General features: G+C 66.4%; 17 protein-coding genes and 2 pseudogenes. 8 read left to right on the plus strand and 11 right to left on the minus strand.

Features of this window, described 5'->3' with window-relative positions:
* Nucleotides 1-259: 259 nt before the first annotated feature.
* A complete protein-coding gene (locus OG379_RS16875; protein WP_405663613.1) occupies nt 260-4,231 on the plus strand; it encodes a CHAT domain-containing protein in 3,972 nt (1,323 codons plus the stop codon).
* Nucleotides 4,232-5,535: 1,304 nt separating this feature from the next.
* Here the strand turns inward: OG379_RS16875 and OG379_RS16880 are convergent.
* From OG379_RS16880 to OG379_RS16895, 4 genes and pseudogenes are all read right to left on the minus strand, one after another.
* Nucleotides 5,536-5,715: pseudogene (locus OG379_RS16880) on the minus strand (transposase family protein); the annotation flags it as partial.
* Between the two features lie 234 nt (nt 5,716-5,949).
* Nucleotides 5,950-7,065 (minus strand): hypothetical protein, encoded by a 1,116-nt coding sequence (locus OG379_RS16885; RefSeq protein WP_405663615.1) that lies wholly within the window; start codon nt 7,063-7,065, stop codon nt 5,950-5,952.
* A 139-nt stretch (nt 7,066-7,204) separates the two neighbouring features.
* Entirely contained in the window at nt 7,205-7,855 is a 651-nt protein-coding gene (locus tag OG379_RS16890; protein ID WP_405663618.1) for a hypothetical protein, read from the minus strand.
* 23 nt (nt 7,856-7,878) lie between these two features.
* Complete coding sequence (locus tag OG379_RS16895) at nt 7,879-8,526, minus strand: hypothetical protein (protein WP_405663620.1); 648 nt, start codon at nt 8,524-8,526, stop codon at nt 7,879-7,881.
* 276 nt (nt 8,527-8,802) lie between these two features.
* Here OG379_RS16895 and OG379_RS16900 point away from each other — a divergent pair.
* Nucleotides 8,803-9,432, plus strand: a pseudogene (locus tag OG379_RS16900) (transposase family protein); the annotation flags it as partial.
* Here the strand turns inward: OG379_RS16900 and xerC are convergent.
* Both xerC and OG379_RS16910 read right to left on the minus strand, forming a co-directional pair.
* The gene (gene xerC / locus OG379_RS16905) at nt 9,433-11,004 is read right to left on the minus strand and encodes a tyrosine recombinase XerC (protein ID WP_405663622.1); all 1,572 of its coding nucleotides are present in this window, start codon (nt 11,002-11,004) and stop codon (nt 9,433-9,435) included.
* Nucleotides 11,001-11,681 carry a helix-turn-helix domain-containing protein gene (locus tag OG379_RS16910; protein WP_405663630.1) on the minus strand — a complete coding sequence of 227 codons (681 nt, stop codon included), beginning with the start codon at nt 11,679-11,681 and terminating at the stop codon, nt 11,001-11,003. The genes xerC and OG379_RS16910 overlap by 4 nt, the downstream gene beginning before the upstream one ends.
* Before the next feature lie 94 nt (nt 11,682-11,775).
* Between OG379_RS16910 and OG379_RS16915 the strand changes: the two genes are divergently transcribed.
* The 5 genes from OG379_RS16915 to OG379_RS16935 all read left to right on the plus strand — a co-directional run bounded on the left by OG379_RS16915 (nt 11,776) and on the right by OG379_RS16935 (nt 16,825).
* Complete coding sequence (locus OG379_RS16915; RefSeq protein WP_405663631.1) at nt 11,776-12,006, plus strand: hypothetical protein; 231 nt, start codon at nt 11,776-11,778, stop codon at nt 12,004-12,006.
* A 215-nt stretch (nt 12,007-12,221) separates the two neighbouring features.
* Nucleotides 12,222-13,457 carry a DUF3631 domain-containing protein gene (locus OG379_RS16920; protein WP_405663633.1) on the plus strand — a complete coding sequence of 412 codons (1,236 nt, stop codon included), beginning with the start codon at nt 12,222-12,224 and terminating at the stop codon, nt 13,455-13,457.
* Nucleotides 13,458-13,652: 195 nt separating this feature from the next.
* Complete coding sequence (locus tag OG379_RS16925; RefSeq protein ID WP_405663635.1) at nt 13,653-14,462, plus strand: DUF2637 domain-containing protein; 810 nt, start codon at nt 13,653-13,655, stop codon at nt 14,460-14,462.
* Nucleotides 14,463-14,728: 266 nt separating this feature from the next.
* Nucleotides 14,729-15,178 (plus strand): plasmid mobilization relaxosome protein MobC, encoded by a 450-nt coding sequence (gene mobC / locus OG379_RS16930; protein ID WP_405663636.1) that lies wholly within the window; start codon nt 14,729-14,731, stop codon nt 15,176-15,178.
* Nucleotides 15,179-16,825 (plus strand): relaxase/mobilization nuclease domain-containing protein, encoded by a 1,647-nt coding sequence (locus tag OG379_RS16935; RefSeq protein ID WP_405663638.1) that lies wholly within the window; start codon nt 15,179-15,181, stop codon nt 16,823-16,825. It begins immediately after the preceding gene.
* Between the two features lie 148 nt (nt 16,826-16,973).
* On the opposite strand, the gene OG379_RS16940 is transcribed toward OG379_RS16935, so the two are convergent.
* The 5 genes from OG379_RS16940 to OG379_RS16960 form a co-directional block, all read right to left on the minus strand.
* On the minus strand, nt 16,974-17,411 hold the full coding sequence (locus tag OG379_RS16940) for an NUDIX domain-containing protein (RefSeq protein WP_405663640.1): 438 nt from the start codon (nt 17,409-17,411) through the stop codon (nt 16,974-16,976).
* Nucleotides 17,412-17,441: 30 nt separating this feature from the next.
* The gene (locus OG379_RS16945; protein WP_405663641.1) at nt 17,442-18,233 is read right to left on the minus strand and encodes an SDR family NAD(P)-dependent oxidoreductase; all 792 of its coding nucleotides are present in this window, start codon (nt 18,231-18,233) and stop codon (nt 17,442-17,444) included.
* Nucleotides 18,214-19,185: a hypothetical protein gene (locus OG379_RS16950; RefSeq protein ID WP_405663642.1), complete on the minus strand. Its 972-nt coding sequence runs from the start codon at nt 19,183-19,185 to the stop codon at nt 18,214-18,216. Before OG379_RS16950 ends, OG379_RS16945 begins: the two co-directional genes overlap by 20 nt.
* A gap of 143 nt (nt 19,186-19,328) precedes the next feature.
* Entirely contained in the window at nt 19,329-21,236 is a 1,908-nt protein-coding gene (locus OG379_RS16955; RefSeq protein WP_405663643.1) for a nucleotidyltransferase domain-containing protein, read from the minus strand.
* Nucleotides 21,237-21,476: 240 nt separating this feature from the next.
* The gene (locus OG379_RS16960) at nt 21,477-21,806 is read right to left on the minus strand and encodes a hypothetical protein (protein ID WP_405663644.1); all 330 of its coding nucleotides are present in this window, start codon (nt 21,804-21,806) and stop codon (nt 21,477-21,479) included.
* A gap of 435 nt (nt 21,807-22,241) precedes the next feature.
* On the opposite strand from OG379_RS16960, the gene OG379_RS16965 reads away from it, so the two are divergent.
* Entirely contained in the window at nt 22,242-23,300 is a 1,059-nt protein-coding gene (locus OG379_RS16965) for a tetratricopeptide repeat protein (protein WP_405663647.1), read from the plus strand.

Consider the following 23,300-nt stretch of genomic DNA (forward strand, 5'->3'; position numbering starts at 1 on the left):
CTGGGGTTTCTCCCCAGGAAGGGGCTCTGCTCGGCCTCGGACTTCTCGTCCGGGGCCGTTTGCGTGAGCAGTGCGTGAGCGGACGGACCGCCAAGGCCCGATTTTCCTCCCGCCTGATCAGCATCAGTCGGCACAGACACCGCCGTGATGTCGGACGAGTGCCGCCTGCAGCCCACTAACCCCCGGCGATCCACAGCGAGGGTGCTCCTAGCTCGACTAGGCTTCCCTCGTTGCCGGAGCAGTACGGGGAGGGGCAGCAGTGGCGCAAGTGGGGCGTGAACATTTCGTCGCCGTCGTAGAAGAGCTCACGGCACGGTGGCTTCAGGACGGCGAGCGAGAACTGCCCGTCCGCACGCGTGCGGAATTGATCGGAGAACGGGCCCTCGACTCATACGAGAGGGCAGCGTCCGAGGGCGCTCTCCCTGACGCCCTCGCGGCGCTGGGTGCAGCTGACGCCCTCGGCTCCAACCTTCCGGCCCTGCGGCAGCGGCTGGGCCACCTCTCCGACGCGGTCAGGTATGCCCGGCCCCAAAATGCAGAGCTCCAGGGCCGGTCCGAACCGGATGTAACCCGGCTTGACGAGCTGCACGGCCTTCTTCGCGTACAGGCCAGTGAGGGCCGAACCGCCTACCGGGCTCTCCGTCCCAGCCTGGAAACCGCCCGCGGCTATGAGAGCGAAGCCCTAGGTTTCGCCCTACTGGTCTACACCTGCCAGCTACGCGACGCACTCGACACGCACCTGGAAGAGGTCAGAAACACCCCGCCTATCGAGCACACCCAGCTCTCCCCTAATGACCGCGCTCGCCTCCTCCAGTGCGTCCGCACCCGAGCCTCTGGCGCACTGAACCAGGCGGTCGACGGACTGCAGACTGCCGTCGACGCCAGCACCAACGACGGGCATCCTCGGGGACGGAGCTACACGCTCGGCGATCTGGCTCAGGCCCTGCTTCTGCGCTACGAGGCCCTCAAACGACCTTCTGACCTCGAACATGCGGTGAGCAATGCCAGGGCAGCGGTGCGGCTGGCTCGGGGCGTCGACGATCGAGACTTGTCCCTATTGTGGACGGGTGTGCTCGGGGTTGCGCTACGAATGCGGCACGATGCCAATGGTGACAGCGAAGATCTGAAAGCTGCCGCCGACGCACTATGGCAAACCAAAGACCTGAACTCGCTGAGCATCGAACGGGGCGCGCTGAACGGGTGGGTGCGAGCCGTAGGGGCTGTGCAGCGGTATTACTACGCCATCTCGCATGAAGTTCCCTATCTGGAAAAGGCGTTCGAGACCCATCTCGGCCTCTTGCAAGCACACGCATCGCTCGACCTACGCGATGCTCGTGGCACCTCCTCATCCGCGGTGTACGCCAGTTTCGGCTACAGCTGCCTCACCATGTATGAGCACTCAGCCGAGCCGGACCTGCTTGGCAGAGCCGCGCATGCCCTGGACAGCGCCTTGGACCCGGCAGCTTCCGAGGAACGCGGCCCGGTCGAATGGACGGAGTGGACAGGAGCTCTCGCCACAGCTCTGCGGCTCCTCTTCGAACAGCAGGGCGACTCCACCTCCCTAGAGCGGCTGGTCACCGTCCTCACCCTCGGTCTGAAGTCCCCAGCCCTACCGGAGTCGAGCCCAGACCGTACGAGGTGGCGTAAGAAGCTCGGTGAGGCATTGCTGCGACGCTATGAACTCACCGGCGCAGCTACGGACTTGCACACCGCCCGCGGCCTCCTGAGCCATGCGCACTCAGACGCCCAACTCGCCGCTGCACATTACGCCGAATATCTACGCGCCAGCGACCTGCGTGCTCTGGACAGCGCAGTCCTGACCGCCGTCGCAGCAGTTCGAACTGTGGTGGGGCCGGAAGGTGCACACCTTCCGGCAGCCTTCCAGCTCGCTCAGTGCCTGCTCGCCCGCGCAGACGTGCTGCGTGCGCCAGACGACGCAAGGCACGCAGCCGATCTACTTGAGCACTGCCTGGGGTGGTCCGACCAGCCAGCCGAACAGCTAGCACTGCAGACCGTCGAGTACGGACACGCACTACTGACGCTCTATGAGGCACGGACGTCCCCAGTATTGGGCCTCGGAGGGGGCGACCCCCCGGATATCAGCACCCTGGAAACCGCAGTGGTGACTCTCACGGAGGTGCTGGTTAATCCCGGCCCTCGGGAGAGGGTCAAAGCACGGGCTGCGAGCCTTCTGGAGCAAGCCGTGTCACTGGACAGGGAGCGCCGCGCGCGTTCCCTTCGACGGGCTGAGGACGACTACGGCAGTCATCTTGACGCCCACGCGTGGCGGCAAGCTCACGCCGTCCTGGAGGAGCGGGCCACGGACGACAGGCGGCCTCATCGGCCACGAGCGACGGACGACCTCCGCGGCGACCTCGCAGCGATCCGGGACGAGCTTCACCATCGTGTCGTCGATGTGGTGATGGAACACCCCGACGCCGGGCCAGTCGTGCAGGCCCGGTTGGTTACGGCCAAGGCCGACGTTCTTGCTCGTTGGTGCCTGGAGGCCGGTGAGATCCGCGCCGCCCTCGAAGTCACGGAGTCGGGTCGGGCTGTGCTGACGGCAGCGGCCGCAGGAGCAGACGTGATCGGTGACCGGATCGCCCTACGGGCCCTTTCCTCCCTACAGGAGCAGGGTATGGAAACCCGGGTCGCGATCGATGCCGCGGAAGTCGGCCGGCTGGCCACCGCCGATCCACGCCATGCCCTACCCGAGGCCGTCTCCGGGCGCAGTCGCCTTCCCCTACCAGAGAGCATGCGGGAGTCTGTGCGTGCTGCCCTTCGTGACGTCATTCCCCCACCCACGGCGCATGACATTGCGGAGTGGTGTGGTTCGCTGGGAATCGATGCCGTGGTGCATCTATTCGCCGGACGGCACTGTGGCTGGGCTCTCATCACCCTCTGGGACGGGCGCATCGCTTCTCTGCGGCTGCCCCTCCTTCGACTGAACGCAACCGAGTTGGTTCATTTCACGGCAGCGCACGACAGCCAGCTACGTGGGAGCCCGCCAGACGATCTTTCCCGACGGACGGCTATGCGCAATGTCTGCGACTGGGCCTGGAAAGCTGCGATCGGGGCACTGCACGAACATCTCGCCACCGTAGGAATCGAAGGTATACCGCGCGTCGCCGTTATTCCGGCCGGGCCCCTGGGCCTCGTGCCGTGGCACGCGGCCCGGCACCGTGTGAAGGAACCCGGCGGATGGGGACACCGTTTCGCAATCGAGTCGATGGCGTTCACCTACGCGCCGTCAGCACGAGCTCTGTCCTGGTACGCCTTCCGTGCCCTCCTGCCACTCACGGGAAGTGGCGTGGTTGTCGTCGACCCAACCCGGGACCTACCTCATGCCCGCCAGGAGGGCGAGGACGTTTACCGCTGGTATTACTCCAAGGGCCGACGGTTCAGCGGGTCCGGCGAGCCCGGCTCGGTGCCCGCTACCCCGCGAGCAGTGCTGTCCGCGCTGAGTGACACGTTCGACGATCTTTCACCCCCATACCCGGTGGCCCATTTCGCTTGCCACGCGCGCAGTCTGGCACTCGCCAACGAGTCGCACCTGGTCTTGGCGAACGAGCAACGGCTCAGCGTCGCCACGGTTCTCGACCGACTCCGATGGGATAGCCAAAGGCCAGGTCTAGCACCGCTGGTCGTGCTGTCCGCCTGTGCCACGGCCGTACCGGGAGCGCACTATGACAGCGCCTTGAGTCTGGCCACAGCATTCGGAGCAGCAGGCGCGGCAGCCGTAGTGGGGTCGTTGTGGGCGGTGGACGACGCCACGACCGCTGCTCTGATGCGCGACTTTCACACGCTACTCAATCTGGAGGGACTGCCGCCCGCCGAGGCACTGCGCACGGCACAACTACGTGCTTTGCGGGAGTGCCGGGCCCGAGCACGAGGGAAGAAGACCAAAGCCAAGGCCATGGCTGGAGACCCTTCGTCCTGGGCCGCATTCGTCCATCAGGGTCTCGGAAACGCACCGGCCACTCAGGGCTCGGTCGTCTCCTCCGCTGTCGCCAGGCTCCCAGAAGGTGAGGGCTCCAACGTCGGCTCTGCGCCCGGCAGCCCGGGGCTTCGTCTGCCGATCTTCGCAAGCCTCCCCGGGCCAGATCCATCCGCCATCGTATGGAAGTGTCCGGTGGACGACTGCATCCAGCAGGCCGACGGCGATATGGACTCCCCGTTCGACGCCGACTGCTGCCCGAGCCACCCCGACAACGCGTTCATTCTGGCTTAGGGGCAGAGTTGGGCGGCCTGGTCAAAGGACTCCTCGAACCCATCGCGAAGCGGTGGAGTGCGGTCATGGGTGGCCCCCTGCTTCTGTTCTGGCTGGCGGGTGCGGTGGCCGTGGTGTGGCGGCGGGGTTCAGGTAAGGACCTATGTCGCCTGCCTGAGCGCCACACCGACGTGCTGTGCACGATCGCTGCGCAGAGGCCGTTGGGGCCAATCCTCTGGGCTGCGGCGGCGACCGCGGTCATCGTGATGTCGGCGTGGGCACTGTCAGCGTCGGCAGGGTTGGCACTTGAGATACTCGCCGGCCGCTGGGGTACCTCAAAGATCGCTCTCGCGTATACCCGGCACCGCATAGCCCGGCATCGCGCCCGCCGCAGTGACCTCGCCACCTGGCGTCAGGCGCCACCCGCTGGCCTGAGCCGCGAAAACCTTGATGCCTGGCACAGTCAGAACGGTTGGCGCGCCACCCGAAGGCGGGCCGCGTATGCGCGCTACCCACGGATGACCGACTCCCACCACCTGCTCCCTACGTCTGTGGGCAATGCCCTCGTTTCCGTGTCGGCCGAAGCACGTCGCACATACGGACTCGACCTCGCCGTATGCTGGGACCCGTTCGTGAAGGCCCTAGAAGCACCCGTACGGAGCGAACTAACCGTCGCCGCGACCCGCGTCTTTGCCCGGGTGCAAGGGCTTGTGTGCGCGGCGGGGGCCGCTCTCTGGGCGGCCGTGATCCCGGGAGTGCTACCGCGGCTGCTATGGGTGGCGGTATGCGTACTGCTCGTCTGGGGCGCGCACCGTTCTATTCGGGCTGGCGTCGACGCGTACTGCCGTGACGTGGCCAGCCTCTTCGCTATTCATCGTGTGCGGCTCTACTGGGCGCTGGGATTTACTCCGCCGGCGACCGCGCAGGCCGAGGCGGACTGCGGCGCAACCCTAAGTGCCGTACTGTCCCGTAGCCTTCCCACCGGCGCAGACCCGGTGCCGTATGAGTGGGCCTCGCCGGGCGATTCGGGCGCTTAGCAGGGCGGTTTCAGGGCACGTCAGACAGCAGAGATACGAAGAGGTAGACCCGAGTGAGACAGCAGTGGTCGGCCCTTTCACCAGCCGCGGTATACCCAAAGGCATCTCGGAAATGATTCCGCAGGTTCAAGGCAGATCCAATTACCGATCTGACCTGGGGTCTAGGTAGCAGATTCATCCGTCCTCGAACTCCTCGTTCGGGGCCTATTGCGTGGGTGGGCGGCTGCCGGATGCCAGAGGACCACCCAACTGATCGGCACCATCTGGCACAGTGAGCCCTTTCCAACCTCACGCGGAGGCGTGTTGAAGGATGAGGACGGCTTGGACGATCGCGGTGATGCGGTTGGTGCTGCAACGGAGCTTTCGTAGGAGGCGCCAGTCCTTCAGGGTGGCCATGGCCTGCTCGCCGAGGCAGCGGATCTTGGCGTGTGTGCTGTTGTGCCGGCGCTGCCAACGGCCTCTTGCAGGACAGCCGTAGACGGTGGTTGATCGGTGTCGTAGCCGTCAGCGTTGCCGTCAAAGACACCAGGAGCGGGAAGCCGGAGACGGCCGCATAGATCGAGCCGACCAACCCTGCGCCGGCCACGCCTGCCAGGTCCGCCTGAACAAGCCGCGCAAGCCAAGCACCCCGCGACCAGTGGCCGCAGGGCTGTTCTATGTGCAGACGGTCGAGTCCCCGTGCCCGCCGAACCAACTCCGCGCTCACTGCTCAGGCAGTAGCCACTCCTCTATGACCGATGCGGTTTCCTCGACACAGCTGTCAACGACCTCGACGAACGATGCAGCGTCGTGCGACGGAAAATAGATCGGCACGAGTCCAAAGAGTGGCTGAGTTACATCCACCCTCGCCAGGTCGACGCGAGAGTCTAGGTTGTAGTGCATCAGGGTGTTGCGGAACGGCTTTGCTGAGCGATCCATAATCAGGCTTGCCGACCACGTGCCCGTGATCTTCTCGATAAGCCTCGTGGACTGCGTGGTGAGGTCACCGGGTCGTTCGTCATGAAGCATCTGCAAGCTGCCAAGAACCTGGTACAGGGTCAGAAAGCGCATCTTGAATACGGTGTACTCGACCTCATTCGCATCTGCGCCCAGCCCGACCATCGAGTCGACGAAATTCATCAAACCCCGGAACACCATCAGTAGCCGGTTGATGTCTGGCGTACCCTTGCCATTAAATACCTGACCGTAGTACTTAGTCGATCGAACGTCGTTGTCCCGCTGATCAAAGCGCATCGGATCGAGATGACTCACAAAGGTCTTCGCGCCTGAATCGGTCCTCGCGCCCAGACCGCGGAAGTAACGGCCGTACTCTTCGTAGACGGATTGCAGATTCGGACCCGACCCCTCCTCCAGTAGTGCGACAGGATCAAATCCCAGATGGAACGTGGCGGCATGCGTTGTCGAGATAATCCTTCCGTCGTAGCTATAGAGACCCAAGTCTGTCTCTAGAAAGCGGGCGGCCTTAAGCCACGTGTTGTTCAGGAACCTATCCGCGTGTGCAGGCGAGATCTCGTCACGGAAGTACGCAAGCTGCCCTTCAATGCCGCGCCGGTTGTCCTCGAAAAGCTTCAAACTGTGGCGTGAACGCGCCACGATTGCTTCGGCGTCAGCCGACAACAAGGCGGGCAATGCGGGATCAATGCGCTTGAGCTTGCTATACGACTCATGTACAAACAGTGACAGGTACGGCGCCAAACAGAACATGATGGTACCGCTGTGTCCGGAGGCTCTCGATGCACCCAAATCGCGACTGAACCGGCCGACATAGGCAGCATCACTTCTTATGCCGAGCGCCACCACATCATCTTGAACTGTCATTATTCCCTCTTCTTTCGATCAGAATTATTCTCGGCGCACCTGACGTCATGACATCATCACAATGGCCCAAGTCATCCGTACGCTAAGGGTGACTGCTAGTGAGAAGTCTTCACACCTACCCCTGACCTACTGGGTTCGCCTACGCTGGGTACTTCCTCATGAAGGCTTCTACTCCACCGATGAGCCGACGTACCTGATCGCGGTCGTAGTCGGCGTAGTCCCCTTGGGCTGCCTTGTTCCGGAGGTCCATCCAGGCGGTAACTTCCTTCTGCTGCAAGCCGTCGTACACTCCAGCCTTCTTGAGGTCGGCGTTCATGGTGTCGGCCTTCTTTGGCTTGCCTGCCACTGCCGTGGTCACATTGTTCTTCGCGCACAGAGCACGCACGTGAACTTCGAGGGACGTTCCCGTGATGACGGCCGCGGCGTCCTTGTATCCCTTGGCAAGCAGCCCCTCCGCCATTTCCAAGTAATCGCGGTAGGTATCGGCGTGCACCAGCTCGACGACCGATTCAACCCACCCGGCGACCAAATCGTCACGTAGTCCCAGTGCGACGATGCGCACTTCTCTGAGTCGATAAGGCTGTACTCTACGGCGGGCAGTGTCAAGCTGCTTTATATACATAGAGGTCGGTCGCGTAGCTCGCTCGATTGCGGCTTCGAGCCGGTTGCTGAGAACAACGGGGTCGTCTGCCCCGTCATGCAGGAGAGACCAGTTATCGTTCCGTGCGTAGTTTTCGGAAGCCTTGATCAGAAAGTTGAGCTGCTCGACTAGCTTGTCGATGTTGGCCATCGTTTAGTCCCCTTGTCTGCGCGCTATGCCGAGTACTTCAGCATGAAGTCCCGCACGCCATCAATGAACATACGTACCTGGTGTTCGTCGTACCTTTGGTAGTCACCGTGCGCCGCCTTGTTGCGCAGGTCCATCCAGGCCGTAATCTGCTTTTGCCGTAGTCCGTCATAGACGTCAGCCTTCTTCAGGTCGGCGTTCATGACGTCGGCCTTCTTCGGTGCACCGCTGGCCAGTTCGGTGTATACGCCATATTTAACACAGAGCGTTCGCACATGAACTTCCAATGACGTACCTGTGATGACAGCTGCGGCGTCCTTGTACCCCGATTGCAGCAACGTCTCTGCCATATCCAGGTAATCGCTATGGGTGTCAGCGTGCACCATCTCAACAACTGTCTCCACCCATCCGGATGCCAGATCGTGATGGAGGCCAAGAGCAATGCTAAAGACCTCGCGAATCTTCAGCGAGGTTCGCTTTTGTTCCCGATAGACATCTAGCTGCCTTACGTAGCTACTACCAGGAGGTGCCAAGCGATCGATAGCGGCTTCGAGACGGCTCACAAGGAACTTGGCTCGATCAGAGGCCAGTACTCCTTCGGTACGGGTGCTGATCATTTCTCGGTACTCAACAATAAGCTCATCAAGCTGAGCCATCATCCTCGCTACGTCCATCAACTCGCAGCCTCCGTGTAGTAGTTGATCATCGAAGAACGGATCAGGATATGACCCGACAGCGCCCTCGCGCCAGTGGATTGCCGAGGTCCACCGAACCGGCGCGGCCTGCTAGGCCGTGTATCGAAAGTGGATCTTGGGCAGTGAGCCTTTTCCAACCTGACGGGTGGTTGGGCTGGCAGCCCCGGCGGCGGGCATGAAGAAAGCTCCTGGTAGACGGGTTCACGACCAAGATCACCAGTCCTCCAGGAGCTTTCGCGTGCTTGTCTACCCGTCCGGCTCGATCTGCTCGTCCTGGCCCACCTACGCTGCGGCGACACCTACGCCCGCCTTGCCGCGGGCTTCCGCATCGGGATCGCCACGGCCTACCGCTATATACGCGAGGCCGTCGACCTACTGGCCGCCCTCGCGCCCACGCTGCAACAGGCCATGACGACCGTCCGGAAGAAGGCGTACGTGATCCTCGACGGCACCGTGCTACCCATCGACCGTATCGCCGCCGACCAGCCGTACTACTCCGGGAAGAAGAAGCACCACGGGATGAACGTGCAAGTCCTCGCAGATCCCGCCGGGCGCCTGATCTGGGCCTCGGACGCACTGCCGGGAGCCACACACGACCTGACCGCGGCCCGGAACCACGGCATACCCGCCGCCCTAGACGACATCAAGTGCTGGGCCGACAAGGCGTACCAGGGCGCCGGCCCTGCGATCCGTGTCCCGATCCGTGGCAAGCACCTCCGCGGCTGGCGCCGACACCACAACCGCGATCACGCCAAGATTCGCAGCCTCGGCGGGCGCGCCATGGCCATACTCAAGTCCTGGCGGCTCCTGCGGAAGCTCCGCTGCAGCACCACCCGGATCACAGCCGCCGTCCGTGCCGTCGTCGCCCTCGAACTCGCCATTTGATCAAGATGGAAAAGGCTCAGTGCTTTCCGCCTCTTCGGACTGAGGATCTACCTCGGACCCGGTGTCCCAGGATGCGACCCGGGCTCGCGGCACAAGCCGCGCCGCGGCCTCCGCGATCGCCAGATCCGCCTCGGGGAGCAGGCTGGTGTACGTGTCCGACGTGATGGTGATCGACGAGTGGCCGAGCATCTCCTGGATGTCCTTCAGACCGGCACCCGCTGCGTGAGCCAGAGTCGCGGCACCGTGACGGAGGTCGTGAAGCCGGACCGGCGGGAGACCGATCTCCTCGCACACTTCGATGAATCGTCGAGTGACGTTGGCGGGGTGGAGCAGCTCTCCGTTCTCGCGGGTGAAGACCCTTCCGGTCTCCACCCAGGCGCTTCCCCACTTCTCTCGGTCCCTTTCCTGCTGGGCTCGGTGCCGCTTGAGGGCCTGGACCGTGTCGGAGTCGAGGGCGATGGTGCGCGCTCCGGCGTCGGTCTTGGGGTCGTCCTCGTACACCTCCCAGCCGTTCACCACGAGTTGCTTGGCGACGGTAAGAAGGCCGGCGCTCAGGTTGGTGTCGGTCCACCTCTGACCGCATGCCTCACCTCGCCGTAGCCCGCGGAAGGCGACCAGGTGAAACAGCGCGTACAACCGGTCCTCGGCTACATGGTCGAGGAAAAGGCCGGTGTGTTCCGGCGTCCAGACCATCACCGGCGAGGGCTTCTCGCCGGTGCGCCTCCAGTGGAGGATGCGCTCCTCGGTCCACACGAGCGCCTTGGGACGCCTGCCGGCCTCCAATTCGACGTGGGAGGCCGGGTTGAAGGTGATCAGCTGTTGAGCGATCGCGGCGTTCAACGCAGCACGCAGTGTGGAGCGAACGCGTTGGCGCGTCGCCGGACCGACGATCCGGCGGTAGGGCTCCATCTCAGCGATGGCCGCTTTCATCGCCTTACGGCGGGCGCGCGGCTCGCGCCCCTTCCAGGGGATCTGCGCGAGATCCTCGACCGCTTTGCGCCGTGCGACGTTTCCCTCGGCGATCTCGACGTTGTCCTCGGCTATGGCCTCGAACATCTCCGACAGATGGGTGACCCGAAGGCGGTCGAGTCGTAGGTGTCCGATGCGCGGCTGGAGATGGACACGAATGCTGCTCTCGTCGCGGCTGATCGCGCTCTGCCGCCCCTTCTTGCCCGCCAGCCAGATATCCAGCCAGTTGCCGACCGTGAGGCGGCTGGTGAGGTCCAAGCCGTGGCTCAGCCGCCGCCGGGTCGACTCGACGTCCGGTAGCGGGGCCTTCTCGTCCGCCACCTTCTCCAGCAACTCGGCGATCTGATCCAGACCTTCGGAGTCGTCGGCGTCGGCAAGGCCGAGGAGCGCGCGTATGTGGTCGAGATCGGCTTGCGCGGCTTTGAGGCTCTCGTAGCCGGCACGGCTGAACGAGCGGCGGGTTCCGTCGGCACGGGGCGGAAGTTCCTGGCGTACGGAGTAGGAGCCGTGCTTGCGGCCAGCGAGCCTGGGGCACTTCTTGCCGAGCGGCTTTCCGGTCTTGGGGTCGCGGCAGTAGCAGCGGCGGTGGGTGGAGCCCTTCAAGGGCGTTCCTCCTGGGTGGTATCAGGGGCCCATTCGGGCGGGTCTACGTCGTGAAGTGCGGGTGGGAGGTCGGGTGGGGTGGCTCCGTCTTCGCGGAGCTCGCGACGAAGGTAGCGGAGCTTGTACTTGGCGGAGATGGCCTGGTCGGCGTACTCGCTCTGCTTGCGTTCGGCCTCTTCCTGCTGGGCGCGGCTCGTTGCCGTCCTGGCCGCGAACCGTGCCTGCTCTTCCTCGTCGAGCGCGGCCAGTGCGGTGCGCACGAGACTGGTGTGGGCTTCAAAATCGGGCACAAGGCCCGAGTCATAACCGAGCACTTCCTCTTCGCCGGTGAAGCGCCGCAGGGCATCCCAGGTCGGCACAAGGCCCTGGAAGGGGAGTTCCTGCGTCCGGTCGACGTAACCGACCGGGAAGATCAGGCAGGCAGGGTGCGTCTTCAACGCGGCGGCCAAGACGATGACGTCCACCAGCGGGAGGCCGGCCCGACGGCCCGACTCCATGTTGGCGATCACGTTGCGGGGAATGGGGTGCCCGAGCTCCTCGCAACGATCGGCCAGCTCCTGCGCGCTCCACCCCATCTCCTTCCTTCTCCGGCGGACCTCACCGGCAACGTTCGCCTGGACCCGGTCCACCCACTCCGGGAAGTCGTGCTCTTCATCATTCAAACGGTGTTGTGTCATGAAGACACATTAGCTTGAGGATGCTGATTGGTAGACGCCTGGAGCCGAACGGGATGACCACGTTCGCCGAGGGCTGTACCGAAAGGGATGCCGTATGCGCGAAAACACCACAGGGGGACAGGCCAAGGGCATGAGCCGAGAAGACCTGTTGGCCTTGCCGGTAGCCGTTGACCTGGAAACGAGCAACCGAGCCCTGGGCCTTGGCCGAAGCAAGGGGTACGAGCTGGCGAAACGGGGCGCGTACCCGTGCAAGGTCCTGCGGCTTGGCAACGCCTACCGCGTCGTGACCGCAGATCTGCTGGATCTGCTTGGGCTGGCGGCATGAAGGGACGGCAGCGTAGCAAAGCGTTCTGCGTTGAGCTGACACAGAATCGCTGGACTGTCACCAGGAGTGGACGTACGGTCCGTGTTCCCTCGGGGTACGAAGTGGGCCTCCGGCGAGGCAACGCCGGAGGCCCGAGCAGCCCCGAACGGCCCTGGAAGAACCAACCCGGCGGCAAGGGCAGGCAAGCCCACCACCGCCAGACGAGGAGCTGCCGCGTGGAACACGCGGGAACCGAGCCCTATTCCAACCCTGACAAGCCTTCGTGGCCGCCGGTGGCCATACCCGGCCAGTCGACGAGCAGCCCTGCTTCACCGGGAGAGCCGCCCGCAGCCGTCTCCGAGACTGCCCCGGTATCCGAGGGGGATCAGGTGCTGACGGAGCTGCTGGAGCAGATCCGCCGTTACGTCGTACTGCCGAGCGAGGAAGCGTTCACAGCCGTGACGTTGTGGGTGGCGGCGACTCATCTGCAGACGGCGTGGCAGCACGCCCCGCGCCTGGCCGTGGTCGGGCCGGCAAAGCGGTGCGGCAAGTCTCGGCTGCTGGACGTGATCACCGAGAGCGTCCACGATCCGCTGATCACGGTCAATGCCTCGGCCGCTGCGGTGTTCCGGTCGATCACCGCCACGCCGCCCACCCTGCTGGTCGACGAGGCCGACACTCTCTTCGGCTCCGCGAAGGTCGCGGAGAAGAACGAGGAGATGCGTGGCCTGCTCAACGCTGGGCACCAGCGCAACCGCCCCACCCTCCGGGTCTCCGGGCCCAACCACGAGGTCGCGAAGTTCCCCACCTTCGCCATGGCGGCCCTCGCCGGCATCGGCGACCTGCCGGACACGATCATGGACCGGTCGATCGTCATCCGGATGCGGCGCCGCAGGCCGGGCGAGAAGGTGGCGGAGTTCCGTACCTTCCGTGACACCCCGCCCCTCCACGCGCTGCGCGACCGGCTCGTCGCCTGGCTGACTCCGCTGCACGCCGAGGCGATGGAGCTGACACCGGTCATGCCGGTCGAAGACCGCGCGGCCGACACCTGGCAGCCGCTGGTGACCGTTGCCGACCTCGCCGGCGGGCCGTGGCCCGACCTTGCCCGCACTGCCTGCCGGGTCATGGCCAAGCACGAGGCCGAGCAGGACCAGGACAGCAGTAGCCTCGGCATCCGCCTCCTGGCCGACATCCGCCGCGCCTTCGCCACCGAAGGCAATCCACCGGCTCTCCGCACCAGCCGGCTCCTCGACATCCTCAACCAGGACGCCGAGACCCCCTGGCCGGAGTACACCACCAACGGCCTGACTCCTCGGGGCCTGCAGATCCTGCTCAAGGAGTACGGCATCAGCTCCGCCCCCCGCCGCTTCCATGGCAACGTCCAGGCCCGGGGCTATGCCCTCCTGCATTTCACCGACTCCTGGGCACGCTACTGCCCCGAGCCCGAACCGGAAGCCACGACCGGGGGCTGACCCGGCACGACCCGTCGCGACTCGTCTCCGCGCAGGTCAGAGCGGTGACGAGTCGGGACCCGGTGACGAGTCGACTCGATGTCACCTCCGCACCCGTACCTGCCCTGACCAGGCACGCGACGAGTTGCGACGGGTCTCTCCCACCCGCCACCGGGCCACACCAGTCTCATCTCCGTACTCCTGGAGCGCTCCCCCTTGCCTTCTCCCACTTCCACCGCAGTGCCTTCCCCTGCCCCGGTGCCCTTGACCGCAGCGATCCGCACGGGCGTGGCGCTGCTGGCCGTAGCAGCCTTCGCGCTGTCCTACGACGCCCTGCGTCAGATGGCCGCCGCCAGCCATATCCACCCGGCGCTCACCTACGCCTTCCCGCTCGTCATCGACGGGTTCATCGCCATCGGGATCGGCGCCCTGCTCGTCCTGCGGACCGCGCCCCTGTCCGCGCGCCTCTACGTCTCGGCGCTGGTCGGCACCGCCACCGCCACAAGCATCTGGGCCAACGTCCTGCACGCCATCCGCCTCAACCAGCAGACCCGCCACAACGGACTCTCCCTCGACGACCTCACCGTCGGGGCCATCTCCGCCATCGCGCCACTCGCCCTGGCCGGAGCCGTCCACTTCTACCTCCTCGTCGCCCGGCGCCCCGCTACCCCTGACCGCCACAACCCCGAAGCCCGCCACGAACCCGCCAACGAACACCAGACCGGCCCGCTCGCTCCGCCAGCCGTCACAGACACCGACGACGGCGTGCCTGGGCCACCCGCGAAGCGAGAGACGGAGACGCCACAGCAGCCTGGGAAGCCGGGAAACAAACGGCCGAGCGTTTCCCGAGAGCAGGCCGTGGCTATCGGCCGCACGGCTCCGCTCGGACGAGCCGGCCGTGCCTCGCGCCGCAGCATCGAGAAGGCAGTCAGGGACGAGGGTTTCGGGATTTCCCGAAGCCGTCTGGATGAGGTCAAGGACCTGCTGCAGGCCGAGCTCGACGCTGCCACCACAAGCACCGGCTGAGGCACGCAGCCCACGTTCCCCAGCCCGTTCCTCCCGCGACCAGGACGGGAGGAACGGGCCCTCTCCCTCCACCACCGCTTGCAGGAGCCCACATGAACAGCCCCAACCACGAACTCTCGTCACCCAAGCAGCAGCTGACCTCATCCCCAGCACCAGGCGGAGCAAGGTATGGCGTTGGACCGTCCAAGGGCCGGTCCAACGCGATCCCCGCCCCAGGGGTGGCGGAGGTACCTGGGAGCGCGGGCGCTCCCAGGACAGAGACCGGCGTGGTGCGAGCTGCCGATGAAGCCGCGCTCTATCGGGTGGCCAGCCGCCGTTCACGCCAGGACGTGCAGCGCACCGAGCGAGTCGACGTCCGGTACAGCGTGGACGAGAAGAGCGAAATCATGGCCGAAGCCCGGCGGCTCGGGCTTGCCGGCGCCCACTTCGTCGGCGCCGTCGTCATGGCCCATCTCCACGGCGACCATGTGCTGCCTGGCCACCGCACACGGATCGACGACCTGATCGACGAACTTGCCGCCCTGCGCACCCAGGTTGCTCGTATCGGGACCAACGTCAACCAGATCGCCCACCGTCTCAACGCCGGTGGCGATCCACACCCTGGGGACAAAGACACGCTCGCGAACGCCGGCCAGGTCCTGCTCCACGCCCGCCAGGCGGCGACCGCGATCGACACCGCCGCCGTGGCGGCCGCCACAACGCACCGGGCCGCTTAATTGATCGCGAACATCGTCAAGCCCGGCCGCAAAACCCGCGGTGTCCTCAACTATCTCTACGGGCCCGGCCGCGCGAACGAGCATGCAGATCCCCACCTTGTGGCCTCCTTCGACGGCTTCGCCCCCGATCCCGGCCGAGACCCCGACGCCACCCTCGCCCAACTGACCGCCGTACTCGACCTGCGCGTGATGCAGGCCGGCGAACGGGCTCCGAAGGAGCATGTGTGGCACTGCTCGATCAGGGCCGCGCCCGAGGACCGGCTCCTGTCCGACGAGGAGTGGGCCACAATCGCCCGGCGCGTGCTGAACGCCACAGGCATCGCCCCGGCCGGTGACCCCGACGTCTGCCGCTGGATCGCCGTCCGCCACGCCAACGACCACATCCACATCGTGGCCACCAAAGTCCGAGGCGACCTCCGACCGCCACGGAACTGGAACGACTACCTGCATGCCGACAACGAACTCGTCGCCATCGAGAAGGAGTACGGACTACACCAGGTCCCGCGAGGAGACCGAACCGCCGCGAAACGGTCCACGCGCGCCGAGCAGGAGAAAGCTCACCGCACCGGTCGGCCCCAGACTGCCCGCGAGCGCCTGCGGATCACCGCCCGCACTGCACTTGCCGCAGCCACCACGCCGCAGGAGTTTTTCACCGTTCTCGGCGGTTCCGGGGTACTCGTGGAGATCCAGCGCTTCCCCTCAGGCGACATCCGCGGGTACAAGATCGCCCTCGACGGCGACACCAACAAGGACGGCCAGCCCGTTTGGTTCGCCGGATCCACTCTCGCCCCTGACCTCTCCTATCCCAAGATCAGCGAGCGCCTGACACCTGAGGAAGCGCCCTCGGCGATATCGCCCCAACCCGACGCCTGGCGACGACTCGCACAGGCCACGGACCGCGTGCCCGATCTGCTCGCATGCGGCGATGACGGGACCGGGCAGGCGCACATCGCGGCACTCGCCGAAACCCTCGACGCACTGCCCCTGCGCGCTCCGGCTGATCTGCGCCCCCAGCTCATGCGGGCAGCCACCGCGTTCGAGCACGCCGGCCGATCACGCATTCGCGCCCACCATCAGCAAGCCCGCGCCACCCGGAGCGCCGTCAAGGCGATCCTGCGTGAACCCGCTCCCAAGGACGGGGCGGCCCTCGCAATCCTTCTGGACGCCCTTGTCCTGGCCGTCATCGCTGCACGCCACTGGCACCAGACCCACCACCACGATCAACAGGCCGAAGCCGCACGACAGGCAGCCGAGCACCTCCGTGCCGCATACCGGGCGGCCACAGTCCAGCCGATTGCTGTAATTCACCAGCGGGGCCGCCACCTCGGCCTCTACCTGCAGGAACAACAGGCCGCAGTCACCCGCCAGGCCCTGCCAGACGTGGCCGAGCAGATCCTTGCCGAACCCGGCTGGCCCGCCCTCGCGGCCACACTCGTCGCCACGAAGAAGGCCGGACACGATCCAGCCGCTCTCCTCACTCAGGCTGCCCGGCACCGCGAACTGGACACAGCCACCAGCTACAGCGAGGTCCTCACCTGGCGCCTGAACCGCCTCGCCAACCTCCCGCAGCACACCCAACCCATTGCTACCGAACCACCGTCCCCGGCCCGAGCCGTCCGCCCCACTCAGCAGCGCCGTACACGCTGAGCCTCCGCATGCCCAGGAGAATCCCGACGGACTCAGCCCCCACGCCCGCACGCCCATCACCTGCCTGACCACGCGGACATGACACCGTGATGCCACCGGGGCTCGCGTGCGCAGCGCTGACCCCGGTGGCATGCTCACGTTTCGTCTCTCAGGCCGTAGCAACACCTGAGAGAGTTCCGTCACCGAGGGCACCTCGGAGAACGTGGGCGATCTCCTCGGGCTTGAGATCGATGCCGTCGATCCCCTCCACGGTCAGCGGGACCTCCTCCAGCGCATATTCGCCCCGGCCAGGGGCACTGAACTCCGGGCCGGTGCGGTCATCGAAGGACCAGGTCGCAATGCGGGTGAGGTAGAACAGCTGACGCTCGTCGCCGGACTCCATCGTGTGCAGGAGGCGGACGATGTCCGCCTTCCCTGCGATCTCCTCGTGGATCTCCCGGTGAAGGGCAGCTTCCCGGGATTCGTCTTCGGCTTCGACACCTCCACCGGGAAGCACCCAGTACACGGGAACTCCGGGCTTAGTGCGGCGGATGACCAGCATCGTGTCGTGCTCGGTGACGAGGACGGCGCGGACTCGTTCGATCATTCGGTTCTGTCTCCTTGCTTGTTGACGGTCTCAGTGCAGCAGCCAGCCGCCATCGACGTGGACTGATTGCCCGGTGATGAACGATGCGGAGGGCCCGACGAGGAACGCCACGAGCGCCGCGACATCTTCGGGCCGCCCCCGGCGGGGAACACACTGGCGCTTGATCTGGTCCTCCGGGCTGGCGCGATGGCGGGCGGGGATCGCGGTCTCGGCCTCGACCTGGATGGCGCCGGGCAGGACCGTGTTGACGCAGACTCCGTACGGGCCCAGTTCACGGGCGAGGGATCGGGTGAGGCCCAGGAGCCCTGCCTTCGCGGTGCTGTAGGCAACGAGGTTGGTCCGGCCGGCGCGGGCGTTGACGCTGCCGATGTTCACAATGCGGCCCCAGCACCGTTCGGCCATGCCAGGAGTCACCGCGTGGCAGGCGCGGTAATGCGCGGTGAGGTTCACGTCGAGGGAGTAGTTCCAGGCAGCCTCGTCGGTGTCCTTCCACGGGACACGTGGGTAGGCCCCGGCGTTGTTCACGAGGATGTCGATCGGGCCGGCCTCTGCACGAACCCGGTCGGTCATCGTCTGGACTGCGTCAGGGTCGGTCAGGTCGGCGTCCACGGCCACGCCAGGACTTCCGCCGCGGTCGAAGGCGGCGAGAAGTGCCTGCGCCTCCCTCTCCTGACCGAGGTGGTTGACGGCCACGGTCGCCCCTGACATGGAGAGTGCGCGGCCGATCTCGGCACCGATCCCGGTGGCCCCGCCGGTGACGAGGGCCGTCCGGCCTTGCAGCGGCCGGGCCTGGAGATGGGTCTCAAGCAGGGGCAGGTACATTGCGGCTCCGTTCGGCGGGGTCGGAATGAAGAGCCGGTGCGGTGGTGAGGAAGGCGCCGAGGTCAGTACCGGGGTGCTGGCTCTCGGCAAGCTTGACCAAGACGAGCAGCAGGTCGTGGCTGGTCAGCCGGGCGGCCGGAATGACGCCGAGGATGCGCAGGGCGAAGAAGGCACGGAGTTCATCCATACCGATGCCGCCATGGCCGCAGAGTCCGTGCAGTGCCCCCGCAAGGGCGGCGTGACGGCCGGCGCCGGTGTTCCAGGTGTACCGAATGTCGATGCGCCGTGTGGCGGCGTCCAGTTCCAGGTGGTCGATGTGGGGGCTGGTGCAGGAGGGCAGGGCCAGCCGGAGGGTACGCGCGTACACGTCGGGCTGGTACCGGGGAACGAGCCAGCCGCCCAGGGCCATGAGGTACCAGAGCAGGTTCGCGGCTTCGCCCGCGATGGTGTTGCGACCGGCGAACTCGAAGTCGAGCCAGCACAGCGGGTCGGCGATGTTGGGTTCGGTGGGGTCCCCCTGCGTCAGCCCTGTGGGCCAGAGCCGGTCGGGGTTCAAGGTGTGGCGGACGCTGTCGATGGTCGCGGCGACGTTCAGCGTGAGCGGTCGACCGTTGGCGGTAACTGTGTAGCCGGCCAGTTCCCGGGCGGTGAGGGTGACGTCGGAGTGGGGCAGGGTGATCGGCAGGTCCCGTCGCGTGTACCAGCGGTCGAGCCGGCCGCCGGGCCGGATCCGGTCGAGGTAGAGGTCCGGCACGCACTCGGCGAGCGGGACCACCTTTCCGGTCTCGCCGGCCGCCGCCCGCAAGTCGTGGCAGACGCCGTCCACGAGTCGGGCCAGGCGCGACAACGCCTCCGGATCGCGATCAGCCAGGGCGATCACGTCGCCGAGCAGCAGCTCGCACCGTCCGCTCGCGAAGACATCCTCGTACGCCAGCAGATGGCGGCTCGGCAACGCAGGACGCCCTCGCAGGGCCGGGACCCGGATCCGAGAGGCGAGCTGCGACCAGCCCCGTACTTCGGCTTCGGCAGCCTCCCGGGTCGCGACTTCCTTGTGGAAGGCGACCGCGGTTGAGGCCCTCGGCCCGCCACTCGCGCTCACCCCGCTTCTCCGGGAAGGGTGGCCAGCCAGCTGCGCAGGACAACCTGCGCCAGATCCTCGGCGGCAGACCGCTCGGTGCGGGCCGCCGCGACCATGCTCGAGTCCGGGCAATCCGCCTCCACCAGGGCCTGCAGGGCGTCGTTGTCAGAGGGGCACTCGATCCCGCTGAACCGCAGCTGGATCTTCGCCAGGAGTGCGGTGACCTTGTAGAGGTCGCGAAGGTCCGGCGCCCCCTTGAGGAGCTGGCGCCGGATCTCGACGGCAGCCTGGATCCCGTCACGCAGGCTGACGTCAACGTCGGTGGCCGCGTCAGGGGCAGGCAGAGCGAACCCCCGATCACACCACAGGGGTACGAGGCCGCCGCTGCCGATGAGCGCGAGGATGTGCAGGAGTCTGGAGGTCACGGCTCCAGACCGGCACTCAGCACGGGTCAGCACGGTCATACCGAGCTTGACGCCGCCGAGGTCGGCTTCCAGGTCGGCCAGGACGCGGCGCATCCCGTCCAGGGACTCGGCGTCGGCAACGACGAACACGTCGAGGTCGCTCCAGCCGTGCTGGTACTTGCCCCGGGCGCCGCTGCCAGTGACGGCCAGTAGGTCGATCAGCGGCTGTGGTCCGGTCAGGCGGTCGAGGAGTGTGGAGAGGTAGGACTCCAGGTGTACGGGCAGGCCCAGGGCGTTGACCGGCATGGTGTTCGGCTGGTGCTCGGGCCATCGGCGGGCCAGGACCAGGTGGTCCAATCGGCGTTCCAGCACCAGGCGCGGCCCGTCGTTGCTGATGACCTCTTGGGCGATGGAGGCGATCTTGTCGGCGCCCCTGGCGCTCTTGACGCGGTCCCGGTCTGCCACGTCTTGGGCACCCGCAGTCCCACGCTGCGCGCGAACGGCTGCGGAGGTGTCCAGGTAGGTGAGGGTGAGCTGGGGTCCGAGCATTCTGGCGAGCTCGACCGCCGAGTCGAAGTCGTGCAACGACTCGACGCTGACGCGGTCGAGGAAGTGGTGGGCCTGGCAGTACCGATCGAGGCCGTCCACGATCAGTTCGGCCTGGACAACCGGCGGCACCCGGTACGGGTCCGCGATGCCCGCCCGGTCGGCGGCGTCCTCGATCAGGTAACCGATCTTGAGGCGGGCGTGCCCGTGGTGGGTTCGCAGGTACTCGCCGGCCGTGCTCTTGCCGCTCTCCGACATCCCGCCGAGGGCGATGATGTGCACGCCTGCCATCGCCCGGCTGGGAATGGCGGAGTGCAGTGGCGCCAGGAGTCGGCGGACCTCGTCCTGGATGGTGATGGTCGGTCGGTCGCCGATGCGGATCAGCATGGCGAAGCGGCCGTCCGCGACAAGCCGGTTGATCTGCGTGTGGAGATGGCGCTGGTAGGCCGCGTAGATGTCCGTGACAGTTGCCTCGTGGGACAGGCTCCGGCGGGTACCTTCCTCGGCGTCGTCACAGTGCAGGAGCAAGAGGGCACGTTCGTCTCGTTCTGCTGCCCGGAGATCGGACTCGTACGGCGCCAGGAGGGAGCGAGCGCGGTCGGCGGCCCGCCAGGCGTCCAGGTTCTCCCGTACGGCGACGGTGGCCGCGACGGATGCCTCCAGCATCGGGATCCCGCGGTCCAGAAACCGTACGGGTGCGGAGTGCGGATGCCAGGAGCGCTCCAGGTAGGAATGGGCGAGGACATCGGCGACCTCCTCGGCCGGCCCCGTCTCGAACCACCAGCGGGCCATGCCGTCGGCCTTGATGGCCGCCCAGCGCCGGTCGTAGTGGTCAAGGGGACCTGCTGAGGTGGCTGCGGAGCCCATGCGGCGGGCGAGGATTCCGATCTGTTTGGTCTTGCCGGTGTTGTCGGGACCGCTGAACGCGACCGACACGGGCAAGGGCTGCGTGTCGCTGCTGAGCTGGCTGATCATCGGCTTCCCTTCGCAGGGTGGTGCAGAGCAGGGAGGGCATGGCGGGACCGTGGTGGTCCTATCCGGCGGCGTCGTCCGGACCTGGGTCGTCGACGTTGAGCGAGGTGTGTGCCAGGAAGTCCTGATCAGCCGAGTACTCGCCTTGGGCGAGCGTGCTGATCATGGCGAGTCCTGCGGCTGTTCCGAGCGCCCACACCCAGGCCAGGGCAGTTCCGAGCGGATCGGATAACGCGGGCCGCATCATGTGGCTGCTGCTTCCTGGGCCTTCGCGCGCAGGGCGACGGCCCGCTCCAGCTGGGCGCTCAGCAGGAGGACTCTGCCCGGGTCCATTTCGAGGGTTGTGGTGGTCTTCGAACCGTCGAGGAAGCAGACCTCGATCGGCAGGGCCGCGTGCCCGGTCCGCTGGTCGTAGCGGGGGTCCCTGTCCAGGAGGGCAAGGCTGCAGACGATCGGGGTCGTCTGCCGGAAGTCACGTCCGGCCACCTTGTGGGGCGCCGGATTCTGCGTTGTCTCGCCCGCCGCCGAGGGCGGGGTCGTGCGGATGCGGGGGTCGTGGTCGGTCGTCGTCACCGGTGTTCCTCTCACGCGTCCGGACAGGCACCAACGGGCCCTGAGCAGGGCCTGTTCGAGCCAATCGGAGATCCAAGGGGTGATGTTCAGTCAACGACGATCCACGCTCCCGGGGCAGGGCCCAGGATGTAGTCCTGCGTAATCCCGCGTAATCCAGGTGGGGAGGGTGACGGGGTGCCGAAGAACCCGGCTGTCGCGGAGCTGATCAAGCGGGCTTGTCACGAACGCGGCTGGGGTCCATCAGAGTTGGCACGCGCGCTCGGACTGGCAGAGAGTGGCGACCCACGTCGTCTGCAGCGCCAGCACGCTCGGCGCTGGATCGAGGGCGAGCGGACCCCCGACCACTGGTGGCCCTACATCGCGCAGGTGTTGGGACTGGACCCGGAAGCGATCAACCTTCCAGAGATCGCTCCGACGGCACTCCACGCCGATACCGTGGCATCAGTCCTCCAGCTGGGAAGGAACGACGTGGACCGCCGGAACTTCATCCTCGCCTCCAGCGGATACGCCCTGTCTGCCCTCGGCCTGCCCGACATGGACAGCATCACCCGCCGGACCACAACCGTCTCGCCAGGAGCCGTCCGCGTCGGCAGGGGCGAAGTGGCAGCTGTGCGCCACATGGTGAAGGCCCTCGGCGACTCAGCATCCGAACTCGGCGGCGGCCACGCACGCCATCTAGCAGTCCGCTACCTGACCCAGGACGTCGCTCCCTGGCTGGAAGGCCGCTTCACCGAAGCCACCGGACGCCAGCTGTTCGCCGCGACCTCCCAGCTCGTCCACCTCGCCGGCTGGATGGCCCAGGACGAAGGCGACACCCCTGAACTGCGCGGGCTCGCCCAGGGCTACTACGCCCACTCCTTCCGCCTGGCCGCCGAGGCCGGCGACGCAGAACTGTCCGCCACAGCCCTGCGGGGGCTCGCCGTCCAGTGCGTCGACCTGGGCTACCGAGCCGAAGCCGTCCAGCTCGGCGAAGCCTGCGTGGAGTACGGCCGCCACCTGGACAACCCGCGAGCCGTCGCCTACTACGAAGCCACCCTCGCCAACGCCGCCGCCCAGGACGACGACCGCCACATGGCGACCAAGCACCTCGCCATGTCCGAGACCGCCATCGGCAGACCCGCTGCCGCAGGCAGCGACTCCTGGGCCGCCCACTACTCCCCCGGACGCTGGGCCCACGAATCCGGCATGATCCTCTCCCGCCTCGGCGACCTCGACGCCGCCGAAGAACACCTCCACCTCGCCCTCGACATCCACGGCCTCGACCGCCGCCGCACCCGCGCCATCGTCCTCGCCGACCTCGGCGGCGTCCGCCTACGCCAAGGGGACGTCGACGGCGCCATGGCCACCTGGCGCGAATTCCTCGACTGCGCAGACGGCATCCGGTCGGTCAAGGTCCAGGCCGCGCTGCGAGACATGCACGTGCGCCTGCGGCGGTACAGCGGAGTTCCAGAGGCGCAGGAACTCCGTGAACGGGCAGCTCGCGTCACTGCCTGA

Origin of the sequence: Streptomyces sp. NBC_01166, from assembly GCF_045039765.1 — a bacterium.
GTDB lineage: Bacteria > Actinomycetota > Actinomycetes > Streptomycetales > Streptomycetaceae > Streptomyces.

Bases quoted from the DNA above. Each gene is read 5' to 3' on its own strand.
- OG379_RS16885 (WP_405663615.1), bottom strand. From the start codon at position 7,065: ATGACAGTTCAAGATGATGTGGTGGCGCTCGGCATAAGAAGTGATGCT.
- OG379_RS16890 (WP_405663618.1), bottom strand. From the start codon at position 7,855: ATGGCCAACATCGACAAGCTAGTCGAGCAGCTCAACTTTCTGATCAAG.
- OG379_RS16895 (WP_405663620.1), bottom strand. From the start codon at position 8,526: ATGGACGTAGCGAGGATGATGGCTCAGCTTGATGAGCTTATTGTTGAG.
- OG379_RS16910 (WP_405663630.1), bottom strand. From the start codon at position 11,681: ATGACACAACACCGTTTGAATGATGAAGAGCACGACTTCCCGGAGTGG.
- OG379_RS16915 (WP_405663631.1), top strand. From the start codon at position 11,776: ATGCGCGAAAACACCACAGGGGGACAGGCCAAGGGCATGAGCCGAGAA.
- OG379_RS16940 (WP_405663640.1), bottom strand. From the start codon at position 17,411: ATGATCGAACGAGTCCGCGCCGTCCTCGTCACCGAGCACGACACGATG.
- OG379_RS16945 (WP_405663641.1), bottom strand. From the start codon at position 18,233: ATGTACCTGCCCCTGCTTGAGACCCATCTCCAGGCCCGGCCGCTGCAA.
- OG379_RS16955 (WP_405663643.1), bottom strand. From the start codon at position 21,236: ATGATCAGCCAGCTCAGCAGCGACACGCAGCCCTTGCCCGTGTCGGTC.